The organism is Micromonospora sp. DSM 45708 (assembly GCF_039566955.1).
GTDB lineage: Bacteria > Actinomycetota > Actinomycetes > Mycobacteriales > Micromonosporaceae > Micromonospora.
The window spans coordinates 3,034,828-3,055,155 of record NZ_CP154796.1 but is presented as its reverse complement, the minus strand read 5'-3'; the positions used below and the strand labels follow the sequence as shown (position 1 = coordinate 3,055,155).

At 73.5% G+C, this 20,328-nt stretch carries 20 protein-coding genes; 14 read left to right on the top strand and 6 right to left on the bottom strand.

Going from position 1 to position 20,328, the window contains the following annotated elements; genetic code table 11:
- Window positions 1-245 precede the first annotated feature (245 nt).
- The 3 genes from VKK44_RS13600 to VKK44_RS13590 are packed head-to-tail and all read left to right on the top strand — an operon-like array spanning window position 246 to window position 2,179.
- Window positions 246-1,388, top strand: a complete 1,143-nt coding sequence (locus VKK44_RS13600; protein WP_343447309.1) for an acyl-CoA dehydrogenase family protein — start codon at window positions 246-248, stop codon at window positions 1,386-1,388.
- A 9-nt stretch (window positions 1,389-1,397) separates the two neighbouring features.
- Entirely contained in the window at window positions 1,398-1,613 is a 216-nt protein-coding gene (locus tag VKK44_RS13595; protein WP_343447308.1) for a DUF433 domain-containing protein, read from the top strand.
- A 59-nt stretch (window positions 1,614-1,672) separates the two neighbouring features.
- Window positions 1,673-2,179: an Lrp/AsnC family transcriptional regulator gene (locus VKK44_RS13590; RefSeq protein ID WP_343447307.1), complete on the top strand. Its 507-nt coding sequence runs from the start codon at window positions 1,673-1,675 to the stop codon at window positions 2,177-2,179.
- On the opposite strand, the gene VKK44_RS13585 is transcribed toward VKK44_RS13590, so the two are convergent.
- The gene (locus VKK44_RS13585; RefSeq protein WP_343447306.1) at window positions 2,109-2,720 is read right to left on the bottom strand and encodes a histidine phosphatase family protein; all 612 of its coding nucleotides are present in this window, start codon (window positions 2,718-2,720) and stop codon (window positions 2,109-2,111) included. The genes VKK44_RS13590 and VKK44_RS13585 overlap by 71 nt on opposite strands.
- A gap of 176 nt (window positions 2,721-2,896) precedes the next feature.
- On the opposite strand from VKK44_RS13585, the gene VKK44_RS13580 reads away from it, so the two are divergent.
- The gene (locus VKK44_RS13580) at window positions 2,897-3,091 is read left to right on the top strand and encodes a CsbD family protein (RefSeq protein WP_343447305.1); all 195 of its coding nucleotides are present in this window, start codon (window positions 2,897-2,899) and stop codon (window positions 3,089-3,091) included.
- Window positions 3,092-3,206: 115 nt separating this feature from the next.
- On the opposite strand, the gene VKK44_RS13575 is transcribed toward VKK44_RS13580, so the two are convergent.
- Window positions 3,207-4,613: a KamA family radical SAM protein gene (locus VKK44_RS13575; protein WP_458351642.1), complete on the bottom strand. Its 1,407-nt coding sequence runs from the start codon at window positions 4,611-4,613 to the stop codon at window positions 3,207-3,209.
- A 143-nt stretch (window positions 4,614-4,756) separates the two neighbouring features.
- Here VKK44_RS13575 and kdd point away from each other — a divergent pair, with 143 nt between their 5' ends.
- The 9 genes from kdd (at window position 4,757) to VKK44_RS13530 (ending at window position 15,016) form a co-directional block, all read left to right on the top strand.
- Window positions 4,757-5,818 carry an L-erythro-3,5-diaminohexanoate dehydrogenase gene (gene kdd, locus VKK44_RS13570; protein ID WP_458351641.1) on the top strand — a complete coding sequence of 354 codons (1,062 nt, stop codon included), beginning with the start codon at window positions 4,757-4,759 and terminating at the stop codon, window positions 5,816-5,818.
- A 4-nt stretch (window positions 5,819-5,822) separates the two neighbouring features.
- A complete protein-coding gene (locus VKK44_RS13565; RefSeq protein WP_343447304.1) occupies window positions 5,823-7,394 on the top strand; it encodes an amidohydrolase in 1,572 nt (523 codons plus the stop codon).
- A gap of 38 nt (window positions 7,395-7,432) precedes the next feature.
- Window positions 7,433-9,016 carry a lysine 5,6-aminomutase subunit alpha gene (gene kamD / locus VKK44_RS13560; protein WP_343447303.1) on the top strand — a complete coding sequence of 528 codons (1,584 nt, stop codon included), beginning with the start codon at window positions 7,433-7,435 and terminating at the stop codon, window positions 9,014-9,016.
- Window positions 9,017-9,063: 47 nt separating this feature from the next.
- Complete coding sequence (gene kamE / locus VKK44_RS13555; RefSeq protein ID WP_343447768.1) at window positions 9,064-9,765, top strand: lysine 5,6-aminomutase subunit beta; 702 nt, start codon at window positions 9,064-9,066, stop codon at window positions 9,763-9,765.
- Window positions 9,762-10,160 carry a 3-aminobutyryl-CoA ammonia lyase gene (gene kal / locus VKK44_RS13550; RefSeq protein ID WP_343447302.1) on the top strand — a complete coding sequence of 133 codons (399 nt, stop codon included), beginning with the start codon at window positions 9,762-9,764 and terminating at the stop codon, window positions 10,158-10,160. The genes kamE and kal overlap by 4 nt, the downstream gene beginning before the upstream one ends.
- A 58-nt stretch (window positions 10,161-10,218) precedes the next feature.
- Window positions 10,219-11,553, top strand: a complete 1,335-nt coding sequence (locus VKK44_RS13545; RefSeq protein ID WP_343447301.1) for a glutamate mutase L — start codon at window positions 10,219-10,221, stop codon at window positions 11,551-11,553.
- A 544-nt stretch (window positions 11,554-12,097) separates the two neighbouring features.
- Window positions 12,098-13,633, top strand: coding sequence for an apolipoprotein N-acyltransferase (gene lnt / locus VKK44_RS13540; RefSeq protein ID WP_343447767.1), 1,536 nt, complete (start codon window positions 12,098-12,100; stop codon window positions 13,631-13,633).
- A 22-nt stretch (window positions 13,634-13,655) separates the two neighbouring features.
- A complete protein-coding gene (locus VKK44_RS13535) occupies window positions 13,656-14,432 on the top strand; it encodes a polyprenol monophosphomannose synthase (RefSeq protein WP_343447300.1) in 777 nt (258 codons plus the stop codon).
- Window positions 14,433-14,488: 56 nt separating this feature from the next.
- A complete protein-coding gene (locus VKK44_RS13530) occupies window positions 14,489-15,016 on the top strand; it encodes an FxsA family protein (RefSeq protein ID WP_343447299.1) in 528 nt (175 codons plus the stop codon).
- Between the two features lie 63 nt (window positions 15,017-15,079).
- Here the strand turns inward: VKK44_RS13530 and VKK44_RS13525 are convergent, their stop codons facing one another.
- Window positions 15,080-15,421: an RNA polymerase-binding protein RbpA gene (locus VKK44_RS13525; protein ID WP_007460094.1), complete on the bottom strand. Its 342-nt coding sequence runs from the start codon at window positions 15,419-15,421 to the stop codon at window positions 15,080-15,082.
- A gap of 198 nt (window positions 15,422-15,619) precedes the next feature.
- Here VKK44_RS13525 and VKK44_RS13520 point away from each other — a divergent pair, with 198 nt between their 5' ends.
- Entirely contained in the window at window positions 15,620-17,101 is a 1,482-nt protein-coding gene (locus tag VKK44_RS13520) for a peptide MFS transporter (protein ID WP_343447298.1), read from the top strand.
- Between the two features lie 7 nt (window positions 17,102-17,108).
- Here VKK44_RS13520 and VKK44_RS13515 read toward each other — a convergent pair whose 3' ends face one another.
- The 3 genes from VKK44_RS13515 to VKK44_RS13505 are packed head-to-tail and all read right to left on the bottom strand — an operon-like array spanning window position 17,109 to window position 20,259.
- Window positions 17,109-17,699 carry a pyridoxamine 5'-phosphate oxidase family protein gene (locus tag VKK44_RS13515; protein WP_343447297.1) on the bottom strand — a complete coding sequence of 197 codons (591 nt, stop codon included), beginning with the start codon at window positions 17,697-17,699 and terminating at the stop codon, window positions 17,109-17,111.
- Window positions 17,700-17,757: 58 nt separating this feature from the next.
- Window positions 17,758-18,897, bottom strand: coding sequence for a hypothetical protein (locus VKK44_RS13510; RefSeq protein ID WP_343447296.1), 1,140 nt, complete (start codon window positions 18,895-18,897; stop codon window positions 17,758-17,760).
- Window positions 18,898-18,909: 12 nt separating this feature from the next.
- Complete coding sequence (locus VKK44_RS13505) at window positions 18,910-20,259, bottom strand: MFS transporter (RefSeq protein ID WP_343447295.1); 1,350 nt, start codon at window positions 20,257-20,259, stop codon at window positions 18,910-18,912.
- Window positions 20,260-20,328 lie beyond the last annotated feature (69 nt).

The window sequence follows — 20,328 nt, the reverse complement described above, 5'->3', positions numbered from 1 at the left end:
CCGTCGTCGCCGTGTGGCGTCCGTCGGCTCCGTCATCTTTCGACCTCCCCGCCGGCGTGCCCGGCGCCGGGCACGCCGGAACGCCGTCGCCGGCCCGTGCTCCGTGCCGCTGTGACGACAAGGATCATGGACCATCGGTACGACAGGAACGCGCCCTCCCGCCACTGCCCAAACGACCGTTAAGCTGGCAGGGTCCGCACCCGGACGCCGCACCGGCTCACCCACCCCACGGAGCTCATCGCGCTATGAACGTCGACCGGATCCTGCCCACCGACGAGGCCCACGACCTGCTGGAGCTCGCCACCGAGCTCGCCGACCGGGAGTTGGCGCCGAAGGCCGCCGGCTTCGAGGAGCGCGCCGAGTTCCCCCGCGACGTGCTGCGCACACTGGGCCGCGCCGGCCTGCTCGGTCTGCCGTACGCCGAGGAGCACGGCGGCGCCGCCCAGCCGTACGAGGTCTACCTCCAGGTGCTGGAGATCCTCGCCAGCCGGTGGCTGGCCGTGGCCGAGGCGGTCAGCGTGCACACGCTGTCCTGCTACCCGTTGGCCCAGTTCGGCACCGACGAGCAGCGCAAGCTGCTGCCCGACATGATCGGCGGGGAGCTGCTCGGGGCGTACTGCCTCTCCGAGCCGCAGGGCGGGTCGGACGCGGCGGCGCTGACCACCCGGGCGGTCCGCGACGGCGACGCGTACGTGGTGACCGGCACCAAGGCGTGGATCACCCATGCCCGCGTCGCCGACTTCTACAACGTCTTCTGTCGCACCGGCGGGCCCGGCCCGAAGGGCATCTCCTGCCTGCTGGCCGACCGGGCCACGCCCGGCATCGCACCGCAGGCCGCCGAGCGCACCATGGGCCTGCACGCCTCCCCGGTCGCGCAGATCGCGTTCGACGACGCCCGGGTGCCGGCCGAGCGGCTGATCGGCGGCGAGGGCGCCGGTTTCACCATCGCCATGTCGGCGCTGGACTCCGGCCGTCTCGGCATCGCCGCCTGCGCGGTCGGCCTGGCACAGGCCGCGCTGGACTACGCGGTCGACTACGCGCGCCAGCGGCAGCAGTTCGGCCGCGCCATCGTCGACTTCCAGGGGCTCGGCTTCATGCTCGCCGACCACGCCACCGGCATCTCCGCGGCCCGCGCGCTGCTGCTGGCCGCCGCGCGGCTGCGCGACGCGGGCCGGCCGTACTCGATCGAGGCGGCGAAGGCGAAGCTGTTCGCCACCGACCTGGCGATGCGGGTGACCACCGACGCGGTGCAGGTGCTCGGCGGCGCCGGCTACGTCGCCGACCACCCGGTCGAGCGGTACATGCGCGAGGCGAAGGTGCTCCAGATCGTCGAGGGCACCAACCAGATCCAGCGGCTGGTCATCTCGCGTGCCCTCGCCAGGGGCTAACCTGTCGCGGTGACCTTCCCCCGGATCACCGCCGACCCCGACGTGATGGGCGGGGCGCCCTGCGTGCGGCAGTCCCGCGTCCCGGTGGCCACGCTGCTGGCCATGATGGCCGACGGCATGTCCGTGACGGACATCCTCACCGATCTGCCGTTCCTCGACGAGGAGGACATGGCGGAGGTGTTGAGCTACGCCGCCGACGCGGTCCGCGACCGGACCGCCCGCTGAGCGTCGCCACGGCGGGGCGGGTACGGCGTGGGAGCGTTATCTCCGGTAGGTTGCAGCGCGTGGAGGAGATCGACCGCGCGATCGTGGCCGCACTGACCGGAGACGGTCGCCTGTCGTACACGGATCTGGCCGAGCGGGTGGGCCTGTCGGTGTCCGCCGTGCACCAGCGGGTCCGCCGGCTGGAGCAGCGCGGCGTGATCAAGGGGTACGCCGCACGCGTGTCGTTCGAGGCGCTGGAGCTGCCGTTGACCGCGTTCGTGGCGATCCGGCCGTTCGACCCGTCGCAGCCCGACGACGCGCCGGAGCGGCTGGCCCACCTGCCCGAGATCGACTCCTGCTACTCGGTCGCGGGGGAGGATTTCTATCTCCTGCTGGTGCGGGTGGCCGGCCCGGCCGACCTGGAGCGGCTGTTGCAGGAGATCCGCATCGCCGCGAACGTCACCACCCGCACCACGGTGGTGCTCTCCACGCCCTACGAGAACCGGCCGCCGAAGATCAGTGCCGAGCTGCCTGGTCGGGGTCGTCCCCGGTCGTCGTCGGAGCCGGCAGGTTCCACCGCTGGATGACCCGCCGGCCGTGCTCGTGGCCGAGCACGCTGAGCGTGGCGGTGTCCAGCCGCAGCAGCCCGCCGGCCGACGGCGGCAGCCCGATCCAGCGTGCCCCGAGCACCCGCAGGCTGTGGCCGTGCCCGACCAGCGCGACGCTGCCCCGCTCCAGCAGCGGGGTGATCCGGGCGAGGACCCGGTCGAGACGGGCGCCGATGTCGTCCGGTGACTCCCCGCCGGGGCCGCCGTCGGTCCAGATGCTCCAGTCCGGCCGCTCCTCCTGGATGGCCGCGGTGGTGCGGCCCTCGTACTCGCCGTAGTTCCACTCGGCCAGCTCGGGGTCGGTGGCGTCGACGGTGAGCCCGGCCAGCAGCGCGGTGCGGGTGGCGCGCTGCCGGGGGCTGGACAGCACCCGCACGAAGCGCCGGCCGGCGAGCAGGGGAGCGAGCGCGCGGGCCTGCCGTTCGCCGTCGGCGGTCAGCTCCAGATCGGTGTACGAGGTGTGCCGGTGGCTGGCGCTCCAGGTGGTTTCGCCGTGCCGGACCAGCAGGATCTCGTTCATCGACCCAGTCAACCACGCCGTCGGCGGGGCCGCCGGGATCACTCAGCGGTCCGCCCCTGCCCTACAACCTATTATCCTAGGATGCCTTACGGGATGTGCGCAGCCGCGCACCGTTTGCGGAGCAGCACACCGGGGACGCGACGAGCGCAACGCGCAGTCCAGACGAGGAGGGCGACATGAGCTTCACCGACAAGGCGAAGAACAAGGCCCAGGAGATGAACGGCGCGGCCAAGGAGCGCATCGGTGACGTCACCGACAACGAGCGGTTGCGGGCCGAGGGCGCCAACGAGCAGAGCACGGCGCGGGCCCGGCAGGCGGGTCAGAACGTCAAGCAGGCCGGTCGGGACGTCAAGGACGCGTTCGAGAAGTGACCGTGCGGCCGGCGGGCCACCGGAACCCCGGGGGCCCGCCGGCGTGTGCCGAGGTGGGAACGGCGTCGTCCCCGCGGCCGGGAGCGGCGGCGGGGGCGACGGGTGGGGCGGGGGGTCAGTCGTCGCGGTGGGCGTGCCACCAGGACTGGCCGGCCTCGGGCAGCGTGTCGATCGGGTCGTAGTACGCGTAGCGCTTGTTGAGCGCCTCCAGGTCGGCGGACTCGATCGAGGTGCGGTAGTTCTTCGTCCAGTAGGAGATGCCGCGCTCGCGGTCGTAGTCGGTGAGCATGTGCACCCAGCGCTTGCCGACGAACGGCACGTCGCAGACGATGCGCGGGGTGGCGTAGCCGGGCAGGTAACCCATGATGTCGTGCTGGAGCTGCTGGGCGTGCCAGACCGGGACCCGCCAGTGCTCGGCGTTGGGGATCATGTCGCACATGTAGAAGTAGTACGGCAGGATGCCCGTCTCGCCTTGAAGCGCGAAGCAGAGGTCGAGCAGGTCGGCGCTGGTGGCGTTGACGCCGCGCATGAGCACGCCCTGGTTGCGGACGTCGCGGACGCCGACATCGAGGGCGGTCTGGGCGGCCCTGGCGACCAGCGGGGTCAGCGACTGGGCGTGGTTGACGTGGGTGTGGATGGCGAGGTTGACGCCGCGCCGGGCGGCGGTGCGGGCGACGCGTTCGAGACCCTCGACGACGTCGGGCTGGAGCCAGTGCTGGGGCAGGCCCATGAGGGCCTTGGTGGCGAGCCGGATGTCGCGGATGGTTTCGATCTCCAGCAGGCGCATCAGGTAGGACTCGAGGTTGCGCCAGGGCACGTTGGCCACGTCGCCGCCGGAGACGACCACGTCGCGGACGCCGGGGTGGGCCTTGAGGTAGGTGATGTGGGCGTCGTAGCGGTCGACCGGCTTGAGGGTGAGCTTGAGCTTGTCGACGGCGGGGGTGGAGTTGCCGACGAGGTCCATGCGGGTGCAGTGCCCGCAGTACTGCGGGCAGGTGGAGAGCAGCTCGGCGAGGACCTTGGTGGGGTAGCGGTGGGTGAGGCCCTCGGCGACCCACATGTCGTGTTCGTGGAGGCTGTCGCGGCTGGCGTAGGGGTGTGAGGGCCAGTCGGTGCGCCGGTCGGAGGCGACGGGGATCATGTAGCGGCGGACCGGGTCGGCGAGCAGTGCCTCGGTGGTCATGGGTGCGAACGGCACCATCGTGTTGATCATTTGTGGTGGCACCAGCATGGACATGGTGGCCAGGGCCTTCTGGTCGGCCTCCAGGTCGGCGTAGAACGTCTCGTCGACGGTGTCGCCGAGGACGACGCGGAGCTGCTTGATGTTCTTGACGCAGTTGACGCGCTGCCACTGGGCGTTCTCCCACTGTTCGCGGGTGACGTGGCGCCAGCCGGGGAAGCGGGTCCAGTCCGGTTCGACCAGGGGGGTCCGCCGGTATTCGTAGGGTTGTCCGGCGGCGGGGACGGCGACCGGCGTGGAGCGGGGCGTCGGGATGGTCTCCACCGGTTGGGTCTGGGTCACGGCCCCTCCTCGTCTGCGCTGCGGGTTGATCAACCTTGCGAAGGCTACTGGAAAATCTGCGGTGAAGAAATTAGTCTGCCGTAAGTTTTCCCGCGACGCGAACCTCGCCCAGGGGTTCGGGCGGCTGAACGTAGGGGGTCGGCGTGACGTCACCGGTGGGTCTGCACCGAGTCGTGGAACCTGCGGGGGTGCTGCCGCAGGCGGCCTGGCGGCTGGACGCCGACCCGCGGATCGCGGCGAACGAGGTGCGGATCCGGGTGGAGCGACTGAACCTGGACGCGGCGAGTTTCCGCCAGCTGGCGGAGAAGCACGGCGGGGACGGGGAGAAGGTCCGCGCCGAGGTGCTGGAGATCATCTCGACCCGGGGGAAGATGCAGAACCCGGTGACCGGGTCGGGCGGGATGCTGATCGGCACCGTGGAGGAGGCGGGGCGCCGGTCCCCGCTGGGGCTGCGCGCGGGCGACCGGGTGGCCACGCTGGTGTCGTTGACGCTGACGCCGTTGACGATCTCCGACGGGCTGGCCCGCTGGGACGGGCGCAGCGAGCAGGTGCCGTGCGACGGGTACGCGATCCTGTTCGCGCGGTCGATCGCCGCGGTGCTGCCGGCGGACCTGCATCCGGAGTTGTCTCTGGCGGTGCTGGACGTGTGCGGGGCGCCGGCGTTGACGGCGCGGGTGGTGGCCGAGCAGGTGGCGCGGCGGGCCCGGGAGGGTGATCCGCGTGCGGTGTCGGTGGCGGTGATCGGCGGGGCCGGTAAGAGCGGTTCGTTGTCGCTGGCGGCGGCGCGGCGGGCGGGCGCGGGTCGTACGGTCGGGGTGGTGCCGGTGGCGGCGGAGCGGGACGCGCTGACGGCGGCCGGGTTGGCCGACTCGGTGGCGCTGGCCGACGCGCGGGATCCGGTGGGCCTGTCGACGGCGGTGACCACGGCGTTGGGGGTGCCGGCGGACGTGACGGTGGTGTGCGTGGACGTGCCGGGCTGTGAGCACGGCGCGGTGCTGGCCACGGCGGACGGCGGCACGGTGATCTTCTTCTCGATGGCGACGAGTTTCGCGGCGGCGGCGTTGGGCGCGGAGGGTCTGGCGGCGGACGTGACGATGCTGGTGGGGAACGGGTTCGTGCCGGGGCACGCGGAGCTGGCGTTGGAGTTGTTGCGGGCCGAGCCGGGGGTCCGTGGTCTGTTCGAGGCGCGGCTGGCGGCAGACTGAGGCCATGACGAACCCCTCGACGCTGTACCGCGGTGGAGTGTTGCACTGTCCGGCCGAGCCGAGCGCGACGGCGCTGCTGGTGCGGGACGGGCGGATCGCCTGGTTGGGTGTGGACGCCGACGCGCCGGCTGCCGACCGGGTGGTGGAGTTGGACGGCGCGTTGGTGACGCCGGCGTTCGTGGACGCGCACGTGCACGCGACGGACACCGGGCTGGCGTTGTCGGGGCTGGATCTGTCGGGGGTGCGGTCGGCGGGTGAGTTGTTGGACGCCGTGTCGGCGTTCGCGGCGGGGTTGCCGGGTGACGCGGTGGTGCTGGGGCACGGTTGGGACGAGTCGTGCTGGGCGGAGCCGGTGTTGCCGGACGCGGCGGCGGTGGATCGGGCGGCGGGGGGCCGGAGGGTGTACCTGTCGCAGGCGTCGATCCATTCGGCGTTGGTGTCGGCGGCGTTGCTGGGGGCGTGTCCGGAGGCGGCGTCGGCGGCGGGGTTCGACCGGTCGGGTTGGTTGCGTCGGGACGCTCATCATGTGGTGCGGGCGGCGGCGTTCGGGTCGGTGACGCGGGCGCAGCGGGTGGCGGCGCAGCGGCGGGCGTTGGCGCACGCGGCGTCGTTGGGGATCGCGGCGGTGCACGAGTGCGGTGGTCCGGACATCTCGGACGAGGAGGACTTCACCGGGCTGTTGGCCCTGTCGGGGGCCGGGGTGCCGGAGGTGTACGGGTACTGGGGTGAGCTGCTGGGCGCCGCGAAGGCCCGGGACCTGGGTGCGGTGGGTGCGGGTGGGGATCTGTTCGCGGACGGGGCGTTGGGGTCGCGGACGGCGCACGTGTCGGCGGCGTACCTGGACGGGGAGCCGGGGGCGTGTGGGCACGGGTACGTGTCGGCGGAGCAGGTTCGTGATCATTTGTTGGACTGTGCGGCGCACGGGGTGCAGGGCGGGTTCCACGCGATCGGGGATGCGGCGATCGGCACGGTGTTGGCGGGGTTCGCGGCGGCGGCGCAGAAGGTGGGCACGGAGCGGTTGCGGGCGGCGCGGCACCGGGTGGAGCACGCGGAGATCATGAGCAAGCGGTTGATCGCCGGGTTCGTGGAGTTCGGGATCGTGGCGTCGATGCAGCCGGCGTTCGACCGGTTGTGGGGTGGCTCGGGTCGGATGTACGAGTCGCGGTTGGGGTTGGCGCGGTCGTGGGAGTCGAATCCGATGGGTGCGATGCACGGGGTGGGGGTGGCGTTGGCGTTCGGGTCGGATTCGCCGGTGACGCCGTTGGACCCGTGGGGGTCGGTGCGGGCGGCGGCGGCGCATCACAATCCGTCGCAGCGGATGAGTGTGCGGGCGGCGTTCGCGGCGCACACGCGCGGCGGGTGGCGGGCGGTGCATCTGGACAACGAGGGGGTGTTGGCGTTGGGTGCGCCGGCGACGTTCGCGGTGTGGGACGCCCCGGCGGGGGTGGAGCGGGGTTTGCCGGTGGTGCTGGCGGCGGATCCGGAGTTGCGGGGGCCGGATGATCCGACGCCGCTGCCGGTGTGTCGGGCGACGGTGTTGCGCGGTGACGTCATCTATCAGGAAGGCAGTTCGTGAGTGAGCTTGCGGGTGGACCATCGGCGCGGGGTGACGGCGTGAGCGGGAAGCTCGGGTTGGATCCGGTGTTGGTGGCGCGGGCGCGGGAGTTGGCGCGTCGGGCGGGGCAGCCGGTGGTGGATCTGGCGCGTAGCCACACCACGGTGTCGGTGGAGCGGGCGGTGTTGCGGCTGGCCGGGGTGTCGGGCGCGGATCCGGACGGTATTCCGTGGGTGAACCGTCTGGTGGACGCCGTGGTGGCCGATGTGGGCCTGGGGCACGGGGTGGCGTTGCCGGTGTTCGACGCGTTGGCGCGGGAGGGCATCGCGGATGTGACGTTGCTGGCGCAGAAGGCGGCGGCGGGGTCGGTGCGGTTCGGGGTGCCGTCGGGGAAGGCGGCGACGGCGGCGCGGCGGTCGTCGCGGCGGGCGGCGGCGGCGGGGGTGCGGCAGATCGACCGGCGGCGCGCGGAGCGGGACCGTCTGGTGAGGCGGCACGGGGATCCGAAGCAGCGGCCGTGGATCTATCTGATCGTGGCGACGGGGGACATCTACGAGGACATTCCGCAGGCGCAGGCGGCGGCGCGGGCGGGCGCGGATGTGATCGCGGTGATCCGGTCGACGGGGCAGTCGTTGTTGGACTACGTGCCGGAGGGGGCGACCCGGGAGGGTTTCGCGGGCACGTACGCGACGCAGGAGAATTTCCGGTTGATGCGGGCGGCGTTGGACTCCTCGTCGCGGGAGTTGGGCCGGTACGTGCGGTTGACGAACTACGCGTCGGGGCTGTGCATGCCGGAGATGGCGACGTTGGCCGGCCTGGAGCGGCTGGACATGATGCTCAACGACTCGATGTACGGGATCCTGTTCCGGGACATCAACCCGATCCGGACGTTCGTGGATCAGCGGTTCTCCCGGCAGGTGCACGCGCGGGCGGGGATCATCATCAACACCGGTGAGGACAACTACCTGACCACCGCGGACGCGGTGGACGAGGCGCACACGGTGACGGTGTCGCAGTTGCTCAACGAGTTCTTCGCGCACGAGGCGGGGTTGTCGGACGGGCTGTTGGGTCTGGGGCACGCGTTCGAGATCAACCCGGATCTGCCGGAGTCGTTCCGGTTGGAGTTGGCGCACGCGTTGCTGGCGCGGGAGTTGTTCCCGGACGCGCCGTTGAAGTGGATGCCGCCGACGAAGCACATGACCGGGGACGTGTTCCGGGGCAACCTGCTGGACGGTTTCTTCAACCTGGTGGGCGCCATGACGGGGCAGGGCATCCTGCTGGTGGGGATGATGACGGAGGCGGTGGTGACGCCGTGGCTGTCGGACCGGGACGTGGCGTTGCAGAACGTGCGGTACGTGTTGGGTGCGGCGGGCGGGTTGCACGAGGATTTCGTGCCGGCGCCGGGCGGGTTCATCCAGCAGCGGGCGCACCGGGTGCTCGGTGAGGCGGTGGAGTTGCTGGAGCGCATCGGGGAGCAGTCGTTGTTGACGGCGATCGCCGAGGGCACGTTCGGGATCATGAAGCGGCCGGCGGACCGGGGTAAGGGTCTGGACGGGGTGGCGAGGCACGAGGGCGACTACTACAACCCGGCCACGGAGATTCTGGAGCAGTCGGCGTCGAGCGGGAGTGGGGTGGCGCCGTGAGCGGGAAGACGGTGGTGCGGCCGTACGGGGACACCACGGGTGACGGCATGGTGCAGGTGTCGTTCACGTTGCCGGTGCCGCACGACAAGCGGGCCGAGGGCGCGGCGGTGCAGTTGGCGAACAAGATGGGCATGGATCCGGCGATGCTGGTGCACGCCAAGCCCATCGGTGACGGGTTCACGTTCTTCGTGGTGTACGGGCGGGTGAACCACCTCGTCGACCTGGATCGGGTGCAGGTGGTGGAGCGGGACTTCCCGCTGCTGTCGGCCAAGGAGGTCAACGCGGTGGTGAAGCAGCGGATGCGCCGCAAGTTGTCGGTGGTGGGGGCGTGTATCGGCACGGACGCGCACACGGTGGGCATCGACGCGATCCTGAACGTGAAGGGCATCGCCGGGGAGAAGGGCCTGGAGTACTACCGGGAGTTGAAGGTCAGCAATCTGGGTGCGCAGGTGAGCGTGCCGGAGCTGGTCGAGGCGGCCCGGCGGGAGAGGGCCGACGCGGTGCTGGTGTCGCAGGTGGTGACGCAGCGCGACGCGCATCTGCACAACACGCGGGAGATGTCGGCGGCGTTCCGGGAGGCGATGCCGGCGGGGAAGCGGCCGTTGTTGATCGTGGGTGGGCCGCGGTTCGACGAGACGATGACCGCCGAGTTGGGTGTGGATCGGATCTTCGGTCGCGGTACGACTCCGGGTGAGGTCGCCAGTTACCTCGTGCACGCGTTGATCACGTCCAGGAAGGCGAGTCGTTGAGCGAGCAGGATCCGCGGTTGGGGTTGACCGTCACCCACCGCCGGTATGTGCCGTACTCCCATGCCCACTATGCGGGGAATCTGGTCGACGGGGCGTACGCGTTGGGGTTGTTCGGGGATGTGGCCACGGAGGTGTGTATCCGCACCGACGGGGACGAGGGGCTGTTCGCGTCCTACTCGGATGTGCAGTTCCGGGCGCCGATGAAGGCCGGTGACGTGCTGGAGGTGGTGGCGACGGTGACGCGGGTGGGTACCCGCAGCCGCACGATCGACTTCGAGGCGCGGGTGGTGTGTCGGGGTCGCCCGGACCGGGGGGAGTCGGCCGCGGAGGTGCTGGCCGTGCCGGTGGTGGCGGTCACCGCGACCGGCACGGTGGTCGTGCCGCCGTCGGCGTGAGCGCGAGGAGCGGGCCGGTTCTGCGTGTTCCGTGGTCGGGAACGAAGGGCGAGGCGGCGTGAGCGCCGTCGTCTGCGCCGATGTCGGGTCGACGTACACGAAGGCGGCGGTGGTCGACCTCGACGGCGGTCGGCTGGTCGGTGCGGCGTCGGCGCCGACGACTGTCGGGTCGGACGTGCTGCACGGCCTGGACGCCGCGGTCGGCGCGGCCACCGCGTCGGCGGGCGTCCGCGAGGTGCCCTGGTACGTGTGTTCGTCGGCCGGTGGTGGGCTGCGCCTGGCGGTGATCGGCTACGAGCCGCTGGTGACGGCGCAGGCGGGCCGGCGGGTGGGCCTGTCGGCGGGCGCGAACGTGGTGCACGTGGCGGCGGGCCGGTTGGGCGCGGCGGAACTGTCGGCGTTGCGGGCGGCGCGCCCGGACGTGGTGCTGCTGGTCGGCGGCACCGACGGTGGGGACGCGGACACGTTGACGCACAACGCGACGCGGTTGGCGAAGGCGCGGTGGCGGGTGCCGGTGGTGCTGGCCGGCAACGTCGACGCCCGGGACGGGCTGCGCGCGGTGCTGGCCGGCGCGGGGGTGCCGGTGACGGTGGCGGGCAACGTGTTGCCGCGCATCGGGGTCCTGGAGCCGGGGCCGGCGCGCGCGGCGATCCGGGAGGTGTTCCTGCGGCACGTCATCGGCGGCAAGAAGCTGTCGCGGGGGTCCCGGTTCGCGCGGCTGGTCCGGGCGGCGACCCCGGACGCGGTGCTCACCGGTGTGGAGGTGCTCGCCGACACGCTCGGTGGTGACCTGGCGGTGGTGGACGTCGGCGGCGCGACCACGGACGTGTACTCGGTGCTCACTCCGGACGAGCGGGAGGTGGGCCCGGGTCGGGAGGTCACCGGCACGTTGTGGCGGGCCCGCACCGTCGAGGGGGACCTGGGTGTGCGCTGGTCGGCGCCGGGTGTGGTGCGGGCCGCCGCGGAGGAGCGGCTGCTGGCCCCGGGTGAGCAGGAGACGCTGGTGGCCGCGGCGGCGGCGCGGGCCGCCGATCCGGGGTTCCTGCCGGTGGGGGACGTCGACCGGGCGGCGGACCGGCGGATCGCGGCGCTGGCCGCGACCGTGGCGGTGCGTCGGCACGCCCGTGGTGTGGCCACCGGGGAACGGGCCGGCCGGGACCTGCGGGAGGTGCGGCTGCTGGTCGGCTCCGGTGGGGTGTTGCGGCACGCCGAGCGGGCGGACGCGGCGGTGGTGTTGGACGCGGTGCTCGGCGACCATGCCGGCGGGTGGGCGGTGCCGCGGGCGGCCCGTCCGGTCGTCGACGTCGACTACGTTCTGGCGGCGGCCGGGCTGCTCGCCGCCGAGCATCCGGGTGCGGCGGCGGAGGTGCTGCGGCGGCATCTCGGCGCGTGACCGGTCGTCCACCCATCGAGACGCGCCGACGCGACACGCCGTGGCGCAACACACGACAGGCCGGGGTGGGTTGACAGCGGCGGGGGTGCACGCCGTACCGTCTTTGAGTCCTACCACGGGAAGCGGCTGTTGTTCGTTTCGTCCTCCCGTCCGCTGGCCGAGCGACCGGAAGGTTGCGGCGGCCAGGTCCAGCGGGCGGGGGTCGGCGGGGCGGCGCGAACCGGTCGCGGTTACCGGTGTACGGGCAGGGTGAGAGGAACGGCCAGTAGACAACGGCCAGGCGGGGGCAGCCAGTCCACGTCCGGTCGGTCCGAAGGTCGGCGCCGATCGTCCTCGCCCCACCGGCCGGGGAGGGCCTGGGAGCATCGGGGCGCGGCTTGGGCCGCGCCCCGATTTCCGTCAGTGGGCCACCTACGGGCAGGTCGGCGCGGCGGGCGGGTAGCCTTCGGCCCGTGATCGTGGTGAGGTGCCGGTGACGACGCTCGACCGGGAACAGCCGCGTGCCACCGACGGGGCACGCCGCCCGGACGCCGCCGCGCGTCCGCTGCCGTTGAAGCTGGCCGTGCCGGCCGCCGTGTCGGCCGGGCTGGCGTTGCTGCTGGCGTTCCCGCCGTACGGGCTGTGGCCCCTGGCGCCGGTCGGGGTGGCGTTGCTGGCCGCCGCGGCGCACCGGCGGCGGCTGCGCGCCGGCGCCGGGTTGGGTTTCCTGGCCGGGGTGGCGCTGTTCGCGCCGTTGCTGGAGTGGACGAACCTGCACACCGGCTGGCTGCCGTGGGCGCTGCTGTCGCTGTTGCAGGCCGGTTACCTGGCGCTGCTGGGCGCCGCCACGGCGTGGGTGTCGCCGCTGGCGGACCGGTGGCGGGTGGGGTGGCCGCTGGTGACCGGTGTGCTGTGGGTGGGGCAGGAGGCGCTGCGTGACCGCACCCCGTTCGGCGGGTTCCCGTGGGGGCGGCTGGCGTTCAGTCAGGACGCCTCGCCGTTGCTGCGGCTGGCCGCGCTCGGCGGCGCCCCGCTGGTCACGTTCGCCGTCGCGTTCGCCGGGGGGCTGCTGCTCGCTCTCGCCTGGCGGGACTGGCGTCGCCCGGTGGGGCGGTGGCGGCCGGTCGCCGGGCTGACCGCCGCGCTGGTGGCGCTGCTGGCCGCGGCGGCGGCCGTCCCGACGGGGGTACGTGGCGGCGGTGACACCGTCACCGTGGCGATCGTGCAGGGCAACGTGCCGCGGCTCGGGTTGGACTTCAACGCCCAACGGCAGGCCGTGCTCAACAACCACGTCGACGCCACCGTGAAGCTGGCCGAGCGGGTCGCCCGCGGCGAGGAGGAGCGCCCCGACCTGGTGGTGTGGCCGGAGAACTCCAGCGACATCGACCCGCTGCGCAACCCCGGCGCCGGGTACCGCATCTCCCAGGCCGCCGACGCGATCGGCGCGCCGATCCTGGTCGGCGCCGTGCTGCTGGGCCCCGGCCCGGGGCAGGTCCGCAACGCCGGCCTGCTGTGGCGGCCCGGCGACGGCCCCGACCTGGCCCAGGTGTACACCAAGCGGCATCCGGTGCCGTTCGCCGAGTACGTGCCGCTGCGCGCGATCGCCCGCAAGGTCAGCGCCGAGGTCGACCGGGTGCGTTCCGACTTCGTCCCCGGTGACCGGCCGGGCGTGCTGGACGCCGGCGTGGCCACGCTCGGTGATGTGATCTGCTTCGAGGTCGCCTACGACGGCATCGTGCGGGACACCGTCACCGGCGGCGCGCAACTGCTGGTGGTGCAGACCAACAACGCCACGTTCGACGCGGCGGAGGCCCGCCAGCAGTTGGCCATGGTGCGGCTGCGTGCCGTCGAGCACGGCCGTGCCGCGTTGATGGCCTCCACGGTCGGGGTGTCCGGGTTCGTTTCCCCGCACGGGCGGGTAGACGGTGCCACCGGGTTCAACACCGCCGAGGTGGTGGTGCGGCAGATGCGGCTCGGGGACGGGCGTACCCCGGCCACCGTGGTCGGGGTGTGGCCGGAGGTGGCGCTCGCGGCGCTGGCGGTCGCGGCCCTGGTCGGCGCGGCCGTGGCGCGTCGCCGCCGGGAGGTCGTCCCCGGCTGAGCCGAGGAGAGGCGGTACGACTGTGGGTGTGCAAGCCGGTCATCCCGGGGTGGGGCGGGTCCTGGTGGTCATCCCCACCTACAACGAGGCGGACAACGTGCGTCGGATCGTCGCCCGGGTCCGCGCGGCGGCGCCCGCGGTGGACGTGCTCGTCGCCGACGACAACAGCCCCGACGGCACCGGCGGCATCGCCGACGCGATCTCCGGCGTCGACCCGCAGGTGCACGTGCTGCACCGGCCCGGCAAGGACGGCCTCGGCGCGGCCTACCTGGCCGGGTTCGGGTGGGCGCGGGAGCGCGGCTACGACGCGGTGGTGGAGATGGACGCGGACGGCTCGCACGCCCCGGAGGACCTGCCGGCGTTGCTGGACGCCGCCCGCGACGCCGACGTGGTGATCGGCTCCCGGTGGACGCGCGGCGCGCGGGTGCTGAACTGGCCGTGGCGGCGGCTGCTGTTGTCGCGGGTCGGCAACCTGTACGCGCGGGTGGCGCTGGGCATGCCGGTCAGCGACGCCACCGGCGGCTACCGGGTGTACCGGTCGGTCGCGTTGGACGCCATCGACCTGGGCTCGGTGCGGTCCCAGGGGTACGCGTTCCAGGTGGAGCTGTCCCGGCTGGCGCACCGTGCCGGGGTGCGCATCGTGGAGGTGCCGATCACGTTCGCCGAGCGGGAGCACGGCGACAGCAAGATGAGCCCGCTGATCGTGGCGGAGGCGTTGTGGCGGGTCACCCGGTGGGGGGTGCGGGACCGGCGGGCGGCGGTGCGGGGCCGCCCGGACGCGTTGGCCCGGTGGCCGTGAGCGGGGGCGTGTCATGCTGGAGGGGCGTGACGACACATGCGGGCCGATGAGGTGAGATGCGCCGAGGACTGAGATTCGTACCGTTGGCTCTGCTGCTGCTGACGCTGCTGGAGCTGGCCGTTTTCGTCCTGGTGGGCCGCGCTGTCGGGTTCGGCGCGGCGCTGCTGCTGGTGTTCGCGGCGTCGCTGCTGGGTCTGGTGCTGCTGCGCCGGGAGGGCATGCGGGCGTGGCGGCGGTTCCGGGCCGCCGCGCAGGCCGGCCAGCCGCCGGGGCCGCAGGTGACCGACGGGCTGGTGGGGCTGGCCGGCGCGTTGCTGTTGGCGTTGCCGGGGCTGGTCAGCGGCGCGGTGGGGTTGCTGCTGCTGGTGCCGCCGCTGCGCCGGCTCGCCGGCGGCGGGGTGCGCCGCACCGCGGAGCGACGGGTGTCGTCGATGGTCGCCGGTGACCTGTTCGGCCCGCGTCGGGTGCGGGTGTACCCGGGTGCGCCGCAGCCCGCGCCCTCGCCGGCGCCGCAGTCGCCGACGGCGGGGCAGTCGCCGCAGCAGCCGGGACCGGCCATCGAGGGTGAGATCGTGGACCGCTGAATCGTCGCGGACGTGACGAAGCGCCCTCGGGGAGATCATCCCCGGGGGCGCTTCGACGGGTGCTCAGGCGCGTCCGCGGCGGGTGCGGACCTCCTGGAGCCGCTCGGCGAGGATGTCCTCCAGCTCGGCGATGGACCGCCGCTCCAGCAGCATGTCCCAGTGGGTGCGCGGCGGCTTGGCCTTCTTCTGCTCCGGCTCGTTGCCGTCGACCAGCCGGGCGACGCTGCCGTCGAACTTGCATTCCCAGGTCGTGGGGACCTCGGCGTCGACGGCGAACGGCACCTCGAACTGGTGGCCCTTGGCGCACAGGTACTCGCGGGTCTGACGCGGCGCGAGCTCCGTGTTGCGGTCGGATTCGTAGCTGACCGCGCCCAGCCGGCTACCGCGCAGCATACGCTCGCCCATGATCGACTTCCCCTCGTTCGTGGTGCTGGTCCTCAGGTGTAACGGCCGGTCACCGCCCGCCCATTCCCCACCCACGCCGGTCGGACCGTACGCGGGTCGGGAGCGTCAAGGGTAACCGGCCGGGGCAGCCGCCCGAATCGGCTGGAGTGTTTCGCCCGTCACCGGGGATGTTACCCACCATGCGTGCCGGAGGTGACGATGAGCAGTGACGCGCCGGTCGGGGCCCGACCGCCCGCGGGACCGACCTTCTTCGGGCACCCGCGGGCGTTGTCCACGCTCTTCCTCACCGAGATGTGGGAGCGGTTCAGCTTCTACGGCATGCGCGCCATCCTGGTGCTGTACCTGACCGCGGCGGTCACCGACGGCGGTCTCGGCATCGACGGGTCCACCGCCAACGCCGTGTACGGCGCCTACAACGCGATGGTCTACCTGATGGCGCTGCCCGGCGGCTGGGTCGCCGACCGACTGATCGGGGCCCGGCGCAGCGTGCTGTGGGGCGGCGTGGTGATCGCCGTCGGCCACTACGTGATGGCGGTGCCCACCGGGTGGAGCGTGTTCGCCGGCATGACGTTGATCGTGCTCGGCACCGGCCTGCTCAAACCCAACATCTCCACCATGGTCGGTGACCTGTACGAGCGGGACTCGCCGCGTCGCGACGCCGGGTTCTCCCTGTTCTACATGGGCATCAACCTGGGCGCGTTCATCGCGCCGCTGGTCACCGGGTTCCTCGGCGAGAAGGTCAACTGGCATCTGGGGTTCGGCGCCGCCGCGGTCGGCATGACCTTCGGCGTGGTGCAGTACGTGCTCGGCCGGCGCAACCTGGGCGAGGCCGGCGCCCGCCCCGCCGACCCGCTGCTCGGCGCCGACCGGCGGCGGGCGTTGACCCGCGCCGGCGCGGTGACCGTCGCGCTGCTGGTGGTCCTGCTGGTGTTGCTGCTGGCCGGCTGGTTCACCGTGAACACGGTGGTCAACCTGCTCACCACGGTGACCGTGGTGGTGACCGTCGGCTACTTCGCGCGGATCCTCACCGACCGGGAGATCAGCGGCACCGAACGTCGCCGGATGAAGGCGTACGTGTGGCTGTTCGTGTTCGCCACCGCGTTCTGGCTGATCTACGACCAGGCCGGGTCGGTGCTGAACATCTTCGCCGCCGAGCGCACCGACCGGAACGTGGCCGGGTTCACGTTCCCGGCGTCCTGGCTCCAGTCGGTCAACCCGATCCTGATCATCATCGGCGCGCCGCTGGCCGCCTGGCTGTGGCTGCGTCTCGGCCACCGGGTGTCCACGCCGACGAAGTTCGCCGTCGGTCTGGTCCTCAACGGCCTGTCGTTCGTGCTGATGGCCGCCGCCGCGCGGGCCGCCGTGGACGGCAACCTGGTCTCACCGTGGTGGCTGGTCGCGGTGTACGCGATCCAGGTCGCCGGCGAGCTGTCGCTGAGCCCGGTCGGCTTGTCGGCCACCACGAAGCTGGCCCCGGTGAAGTACGCGAGCCAGATGCTGGGCCTGTGGTTCCTCGCCACCGCCGTCGGCGACGCGATCGGCGGTCAGGTCGCCCGGCTGGCGCAGAACTGGTCGCAGTCGACGTACTTCCTGACGTTCGGGCTGGCCTCGGTGCTGCTGGGGGTGGCCGCGGTGATGTTCACCCGGCAGATCCGTGGCCTGATGGCCGGCATCCACTGACCGGGGCTCACCCCGCCGGTGTGGGCGGCAGCGGCAGCGGCAGGCCGGGCAGCCCGTCGATGCTGGTCGCGACGTGCTCCTTGCCGGCGAAGTACGCCGACAGCGACGCGTCGTCCTCCCGGGCGAAGCGCCGCCCGTGCAGGTCCCGGTCGGTGTCGTAGCTCATCAGCGGCACCGCGTAGCCGCAGGTGTCGCGGATCAGCTCGGCGCGCACCACGATCACCGCCCGCAGGCCGTGCGGGCCCGGGTCGATGTCGGGGAAGTGCCGCAGCAGGTCCGGCCAGCGCGGGTCGTCGCGGAACACCGGCTCGCCGCGCCCGTGCACCCGCACGATGTTCGGCGGGCCGGCGAACGCGCACCACATCAGCGTGACCCGGCCGTTCTCCCGCAGGTGCGCGATGGTCTCGGCGTTGCTGCCGGCGAAGTCCAGATAGGCCACGGTGTGGGCGTCGAGCACCGCCAGACAGCCGCGCAGCCCCTTCGGGGACAGGTTGACGGTGCCGTCGCCGGACAGCGGGGCGGTGGCGACGAAGAACATCGGCTGCGCCTCGATGAACTCCCGTAACCGGCCGTCGATGCGTTCGTGCGTCTTTCCCATGCCGTGATCCTCGCCCGGCCGGCCGCTCCCGCGCTGCCCCGTCCCGCTGCGTGGCCGGTCAGCCGGCGCGGGTGCCGAGCCGCGCGAGCGCCCCCGCCAGGTCGCTGACCTGGTCGGCGAGCTGGCCGGCGCGGCGTTCGGCGGCGTCCCGGTCGGTTTCCGCCGCGGCCAGCCGCGCCGCCACCTCGGCGGCCCGTGACTGCGCGACGCCCACCGCCCGACGGGCCTGCGCCAGCTCCGCGGCCAGCGCCTCCCGCTCGGCGGTCCGCGCCGCCGCCTCGGCGCGGGCCGCGTCGGCCGCCGCCACCGCCTCGGCGCGGGCCGCGTCGGCCCGTTCCCGGTCGGCGCGCGCGGCCCGCGCGTCGGTGGCCTGCGCGTCGGCCCGCTCGGCGGCGGCCCGCGCCGCCCGGCGGTCCTCGACGGCCTGCGCCCGGGCGGCCTGCGCGTCGGCGCGGGCCGCGTCCGCGTCGGCGCGGGCCCGCTGCGCCCGGTCCAACGCCTCGGCCGCGGCGTGGGTGGCGCGTTCGGCGTCGGCGCGGGCGGTGTCCCGGTCGGCGGTCAGCTCGGCGACCCGCTGCCGTTCGGCGTCGCGTTCGGCCCGCACGGTCCGCAGCTCGGCGCGCGCGGCGTCGCGGTCCCGTTCGGCCTGTACCCGCAGCGCCTGCGCGGCGCCGGCCTCGGCGCGGGCGGCGTCGCGGGCGGTCTCGGCGGCGTCGGCCCGCTCGACGGCCGCGCGGGCCGTCGCCTCGGCGGTGTCGGCCCGCTGTCGGGCCGCGTCGCGGTCGGCGCGCGCGGCCCGGGTCTCCTGCCGCTCGCGGGTGGCCGCCGCGGCGGCGTCCTCGGCGTCGCGGCGGGCGTCGTCGCGTTCGGCGTGCGCGGCGGCGACCTGCGCCGCCGTCTCGGCGCGCAGCTCGGCGAGCTGCCGTTCCACGCCCGCCGGGGACAGCTCGGCGTGCAGCGCCTCGGTGAGCGTCTCCACGATCTGGTCGAGCCGGTCCACCGCCTCCCAGGTGCGCGCCACCTGTCCGGGCAGACCGGGGGCGTTGCGGTGCCGCATCCGCGAGTTGCGGGCGGCCCGCTGGCAGGCGCCGTCGTTGTCCCGGCAGTAGCGGAACGGGCGGCCGGCGCCGACGCGCTGCGGCACCTCCCGGGCGCAGTGGGCGCAGGGGCGGGTCTCGGTGGGGGGCTCGGCGTCCATCGGGGGCGAAGTCTAGTGGCCGGCGTCGGCGCGGGCCGCGCCGTCGAGCGTGTAGCGGCGTTGCAGCAGCACCGCCACCACCATCACGGCGGCGGGCAGCAGCCCGAAGCCGTACCGCAGCGCCGCGAGGGCGCTCTCCGGCTGGGTGACGGTCTCACCGGCGGCAGACGCGACGAACCCGCCGGCGGCCAGGCACAACGCGTACGCGTAGGGGCCGAGCGCCGCGCCGGTGGCCTCGGTGGCGGTCCACACGCCGGTGTAGGTGCCGGCGCGTGGCGCGCCGGCGGCGCGGATCACGTCGGGCAGCATCGAGAACGGCAGCAGTTGCATGCCGGCGAACGCCACCCCGAGCACCGCCACGGCGGCGACCAGCACCGGCAGGCCGGCGGCGCGGCCGACCGCCAGCACCAGCGACCCGGCCGCGAACGCGGTCTGCGCGGCCAGCAGGGCGCGCTGCTTGCCGACCCGCCGGGCCAGCGCCGACCAGGCCGGCGTGACCAGCAGCGCCGGCGCGACGAACGCCGCCACCAGCACCGTGGTGAGCCCGGCACGGCCCAGCTCGTACCGCGCGTAGTAGGGCACCGCGGCCAGCACCAGGTGGGTGGTGGTCGACATGGCCAGGTACGCGCCGGCCAGCCGGCGGAACTGCCGGTCGCGCAGGCTCGCCACCAACGCCGGCCAGCCGCCGGTGGTGTGCCGCGGCGACGGGTCGCCCGCCGCGTGGCGCAGCCGGCCGATGCCCGCCACGCCGACCAGCATCGCGGCGAGCATCCCGGCCGCCAGCGCCCCGGCCATCCGCAGGTACCCGGCGCGGGTGGCGTCGTCGCCGCCGGCCAGCAGCGGCGCCAGCAGCCCGGAGAGCAGGATGCCGAGCGTCAGCACCACCATCCGGAACGCCATCAGCCGGGTCCGCTCGTGGTAGCCGATCCGCAGGTCCGCCGGGGTGGCCAGGTAGGGCACCTGGTAGGCGGCGAACAGCAGGTTGCCGGCCACGAAGCACACCGCCACCCAGGCCGCGGCGGGCGCGCCGGTGAGATCGTCGGGCACCGCGAACAGCGCGACGAACGCCACCGGCAGCGTGCAGCCGGCCAGCAGCAGCCGCCGACGGTGGCCCCGGCGGGCCTGCTCCACGTCGCAGCGGTGCCCGATCCACGGGTGCAGCAGCACGTCGGCGACCTTCGGCAGCAGCAGGGTCAGCCCGGCCAGCCACGGCGCGACCGCCAGCACGTCGGTGAGGAAGTAGAGCAGCAGCAAACCGGGCACGGTGATCCACACGCCCATGCCCAGCGAGCCGGCGGCGAACCCGGCCAGCGGGCCGCGTGGCAGCGCGACGGTGTCGCGTCGCCGGTCCACCCCGGTCATCGTCGCCTCCTGCCCCGGGGCACGCCCACCCCAATCCAACGGATGCTGGATTGTAGGGGGAACAATGGC

Bases quoted from the DNA above. Each gene is read 5' to 3' on its own strand.
- VKK44_RS13600 (WP_343447309.1), top strand. From the start codon at position 246: ATGAACGTCGACCGGATCCTGCCCACCGACGAGGCCCACGACCTGCTG.
- VKK44_RS13585 (WP_343447306.1), bottom strand. From the start codon at position 2,720: ATGAACGAGATCCTGCTGGTCCGGCACGGCGAAACCACCTGGAGCGCC.
- VKK44_RS13580 (WP_343447305.1), top strand. From the start codon at position 2,897: ATGAGCTTCACCGACAAGGCGAAGAACAAGGCCCAGGAGATGAACGGC.
- VKK44_RS13565 (WP_343447304.1), top strand. From the start codon at position 5,823: ATGACGAACCCCTCGACGCTGTACCGCGGTGGAGTGTTGCACTGTCCG.
- kamE (WP_343447768.1), top strand. From the start codon at position 9,064: ATGGTGCAGGTGTCGTTCACGTTGCCGGTGCCGCACGACAAGCGGGCC.
- VKK44_RS13530 (WP_343447299.1), top strand. From the start codon at position 14,489: ATGCGCCGAGGACTGAGATTCGTACCGTTGGCTCTGCTGCTGCTGACG.
- VKK44_RS13525 (WP_007460094.1), bottom strand. From the start codon at position 15,421: ATGGGCGAGCGTATGCTGCGCGGTAGCCGGCTGGGCGCGGTCAGCTAC.
- VKK44_RS13520 (WP_343447298.1), top strand. From the start codon at position 15,620: ATGAGCAGTGACGCGCCGGTCGGGGCCCGACCGCCCGCGGGACCGACC.
- VKK44_RS13515 (WP_343447297.1), bottom strand. From the start codon at position 17,699: ATGGGAAAGACGCACGAACGCATCGACGGCCGGTTACGGGAGTTCATC.
- VKK44_RS13510 (WP_343447296.1), bottom strand. From the start codon at position 18,897: ATGGACGCCGAGCCCCCCACCGAGACCCGCCCCTGCGCCCACTGCGCC.
- VKK44_RS13505 (WP_343447295.1), bottom strand. From the start codon at position 20,259: ATGACCGGGGTGGACCGGCGACGCGACACCGTCGCGCTGCCACGCGGC.